This is a genomic window from Streptomyces atriruber (assembly GCF_001418325.1).
GTDB lineage: Bacteria > Actinomycetota > Actinomycetes > Streptomycetales > Streptomycetaceae > Streptomyces > Streptomyces atriruber.
Genome location: NZ_LIPN01000415.1, coordinates 1 through 4,079, shown reverse-complemented (window position 1 = coordinate 4,079; position 4,079 = coordinate 1). Strand labels below are relative to the sequence as shown.

Annotated in this window: 4 protein-coding genes; all 4 read left to right on the top strand. The window is 72.6% G+C overall.

Features of this window, described 5'->3' with window-relative positions:
* The coding region (locus AOK03_RS34255) for a hypothetical protein (RefSeq protein ID WP_157869153.1) at positions 1-328 on the top strand (328 nt) is incomplete at its 5' end.
* Entirely contained in the window at positions 321-752 is a 432-nt protein-coding gene (locus AOK03_RS34250; protein WP_055569281.1) for a nucleotide exchange factor GrpE, read from the top strand. The genes AOK03_RS34255 and AOK03_RS34250, both read left to right, overlap by 8 nt.
* Positions 749-2,890 carry an Hsp70 family protein gene (locus AOK03_RS34245; protein ID WP_055569280.1) on the top strand — a complete coding sequence of 714 codons (2,142 nt, stop codon included), beginning with the start codon at positions 749-751 and terminating at the stop codon, positions 2,888-2,890. The genes AOK03_RS34250 and AOK03_RS34245 overlap by 4 nt, the downstream gene beginning before the upstream one ends.
* Positions 2,887-4,079: Hsp70 family protein (locus tag AOK03_RS34240; protein WP_157869152.1), on the top strand; the 1,193-nt coding region annotated here is incomplete at its 3' end. The genes AOK03_RS34245 and AOK03_RS34240, both read left to right, overlap by 4 nt.

Here is a 4,079-nt window from a genome sequence, read left to right as displayed (position 1 = left end):
CTCCCGCCCCTCGCCCTACGAACTGCTCGCCCCGGCCGGCGTCACCCCCTGGACGTCCCACAAGGACATGCAGGACGTGTCCTTCGAACTGCTCGCCCGGCACCTGATGACGTCGGTCACCCAGCAGGCGTGGGACGAGCTGCGCGGCGTACGCCGTCGGCTCCTCGTCGACCTGCTGCTCTACGACGTCGACCTCGAAGCCGAACTCCCCCTGGCCACCGCGGACATCGACCGTGCGCTGGCCGCGGGACCGGACCCGCTCCCGGCGGCGGCCGCCGCCGCGCACCGGCCGGACGATCTGATCGACCTGATCCGGTTCGATGTCTGACCCGACGGCCCGGCTCGCCTACGAGCACGCCCGCGCCCTTGCCGCCCGTGACTCCGTCCACCAGGCGCTCACCGAACGGCTGTTGCTGCGCTGCGCCGACGCCCTCGACTCCTTCGACCGGCTCCTCGCCGACGGCGCGACGGGCGATGTGGACACGTACCGCAGGAGCCTGGCGCTGATCGCAGGACAGCTGGAGAGGGATCTGGCGGAGGAGGGGCTCGAACGCGTCGGACACGTGGGCGAGCGGGCCGAACCGGCCACGCACCACATCGAGGCCGTCCGCACCGCGCCGCCCGGAACGGACGGCGACGAGGTCCTTGAGATCGTGCAGCGCGGGTATCGATACCGGGGGCAAGTGCTGCGCGCCGCCCGGGTGGTCGTCGCCGTCGACGGCGTCAGGAAGCAAGGGACGGAGCGGGAATGAAGGCCATCGGCATCGACCTCGGCACCACCAACAGCGCGGTGGCCGCCCACGACCCGCACCGCGCGGACATCGCCGTGCTCACCAACAGCAAGGGCGAGCGGCTCACCCCGTCCGTCGTCGGGGCCGGGCACCGCGACGGCAGGGACCAGCCGCTGGTCGGCGAGGACGCGCTGAACTGGGCGATCAGGCAGCCCAAGGAGACCGTCGTCTCCGTGAAGCGCCTGATGGGGCGGGACTTCGCCGACGCGTCGGTGGTGCAGGCGCGCGACCGGATGAGCTACGAGATCGTGGCGGGGCCCGACCAGGACCCGCGCGCCCACGTCCTGTTCGGCGGGCGCGCCCGCACCCCGGCGGAGATCTCCAGCGTCATCCTGGACAAGCTGGTCAGAGACGCCTCGCGGGTCCTCGGTGAGCCCGTGACGCACGCCGTGATCACCGTGCCCGCCTACTTCCGCGACGCCCAGCGGGCCGCCACGCGCGAGGCCGCCGAGAAGGCGGGGCTCGTGGTCAAGAAGATCGTCGACGAGCCGACGGCGGCGGCGGTCGCCTTCGGTCTGCACAAGCCGGGCGGTGCCCGCAGCCGGGTGCTCGTCTACGACCTGGGCGGCGGCACCTTCGACATCTCGGTCCTCAACGCGGTCAAGGACCAGGAGGGCAGGAGCCAGTTCCAGGTGCTGCGGGCGGCCGGTGACATCTGGCTGGGCGGGGACGACTTCGACCTGGCGATCGTGGAGCGGATCATCGCGTGGATGCGCGAGGAGCACCACGTGGACCCGGCGGGCGACAAGGCGTTCCTGTTCCACGCGAAGAAGGCCGCCGAGCGCGCCAAGCGGGAGCTGAACGACATGCCGGAGACGTACATCGTGATCCCGGCCGCGTACAGCAGCGAGAGCGGCGTCCTCGACGTCGAGATGAAGCTGACGCGCGGCGAGTTCCAGGGGATGATCGCGCCGCTGGTGGCCCGGACGATGACCCTGGTCCAGGAGTCCCTGGCCCGCTACGAACTCTCCGCGGACGACATCTCCGACGTCCTGCTGGTGGGCGGCGGCACCCTCACCCGGCCCGTGTACGAGGCCGTCGAGGCGTTCTTCGGCGCGGACAAGGTCCGCAGGAACATCAATCCCATGGAGTGCGTCGCCTTCGGCGCGGGCGTGCTCGCCGAGACACTGCACGGCGTGGAGTGCTCGGACCCGAAGTGCGCCAAGGTCAACGAGTACGGGGCGGAGGCCTGCACGGACTGCGGCCGCAGCCTCGCCGACGGACGCTCCAAGGGCGACACGGGGCTGTACGAGTCGACGCCGATGGCGATGGGCATCGCGGCGATCAAGGGCAGCCAGCGCGACGTGTTCGTCGAGATCATCGAGGCGGGCTCGCCCTATCCGCTGTCCGAACCGCGCCAGCGCACCTTCCACGCCACCGACAGCCGCCGCATCCGCGTGCCGGTCTACGAGGGCGACAGCAGGGTGGCGAGCGAGAACCACGAACAGGGCGTGGTCGAGTTCGAGCTGCCGCAGGAGATCGAGATCAACCGCCAGGTGGACGTCTCCTTCAACTACTCGGCGGACCGCATCATCACGGTGAAGATCTCCGTGCGCGGCACCGACATGGTCCTGGAGGCCACCCCCAACCGCGAGAAGCCGCGCACACCGCCGCCCGAACCCGTCGAGGTGGTGGACAGCGCCATGCTGCGCGAGCAGCTGGGCTACGCCGAACGGGAGGCCGACCACTTCCTGAAGCGGTACGGGCCCTACATCGAGCCCGTGAAGGCGATGAAGGTGCGCCGCGACGTCGAGCAGGCGCAGCGGGCGATGGCCATGGGCGACAGCGGTGAGTACAAGCGCCTCACCGAACTGCTGCTCGACGACATGTACCGCCAGTGCGGCCTGGCGAGCCAGTTCCGGCAGGCCGAGCTCGCTTCGGAGGGCGCGCCGCCGGAGACCGTCCGGCAGATCAACGAGGCGGTCGAGCACGTCAAGCAGGCACACCGGCAGGGCAACAGCATCGGCACCGCCCAGCAGGCGCGCAACCTCGTGAACCTGGTGGCGATCGCCCAGTCCGAGCGGGCCGTCCCGACGCTCCCCGACCGGCCCGACTACGAGGGCATCCTCCGCTTCGCCGAAGAGACGGCGGGCGGATGACACGGGCGCGGCCCGCACGGGAGGCGGCGGCCCCCGTCAGCCTCGGCATCGACTTCGGCGCCACGGGCATCCGTGCGCTCTACGCGCTGCCGGACCGGCCGGGGCGGCGCCTCGACGCGGAGTGGGGCGACGGGCCGTGGCTGCTCTGCGAGCAGGCCGACGTGGGCGAGCTGCCGGTGACCTTCCCGAGCCTCAAGAGCCGTCTGGGCAGCGGTCGTCCGGTGCACATCGGCGGCAAACAGCTCGACGCGGACCGGGTCGTGGTGCGCCTGCTGCGGTCGGTGCGGGAGCGGGTGGAGGCGGCGGCGCCGGGCCGGGTGGCGCAGACGGTGATCAGTGTGCCCGCGCGGTTCGGCTCGGCCCAGCGGGCGGCGCTGCGGGATGCGGCGCGCGAGGCAGGGCTCGACCCGACGCGCCTCGTCAGCGACTCCATGGCCGCGGTCATCGGCCACATGACGGAGCGGGACAGCGGCACCTGCCTGGTCTACGGCATGGGGTACGAGGGGTTCGAGATCGGTCTGATCCGCAGTGTGCGCGGGCACTTCCGCTCGCTCGGCTACGAGGGCGGGGCCACGTCGGGAGGGCGGGCGTTCGACGCGGAGGCGCTGTCGTCGGCGGTGCGGCTGCTGCGCAGACACCGCGGCGCGGGCTCGGTCCACGGGGTCGACGCGGCCGTGTGGCAGGGCCTTCGCGCGCGGGGGCAGGAGGCGCGGGAGGCGCTCGGCGTGCCGGGGGGCCCGGAGGCGGCGCTGCTCGATCTGGAGCTGGGGGCCGGGCCCGCGCTGTGGGTGCGGTTCGCGCGGCCCGATCTGGACGCGTATCTGGAGCGGCACGTGGGGCGCACGCTCGACCGGGCCCGGGCCCTGCTCGACCAGTCGGGGATGACGCCGACGGACGTCGACACGCTGCTGCTCGTGGGCGGCAGCACCCGGATGGAACAGGTGCGTTCGCGCGTCGCCACGCTCGGCAGGGAGAGCGTGCAGGCGCCGCCCGAACTCCTCGCGCTGGGCGCGCTGAAGCACGCGGTGCGGCTGGCGGGCGGTGCGGCGTCCTCGGGGCCCGCAGCCCTGGAGGAGGGCCCGCTGGAGCCGGCCAGTGCGGCTCAGGACACCCTCTCGGACGCGCCTCCGCTCACGGCGACGCTGGTGAGCGCGGAGGGGCGGGCTCCGGAGCAGGGGGGTACGTGGGC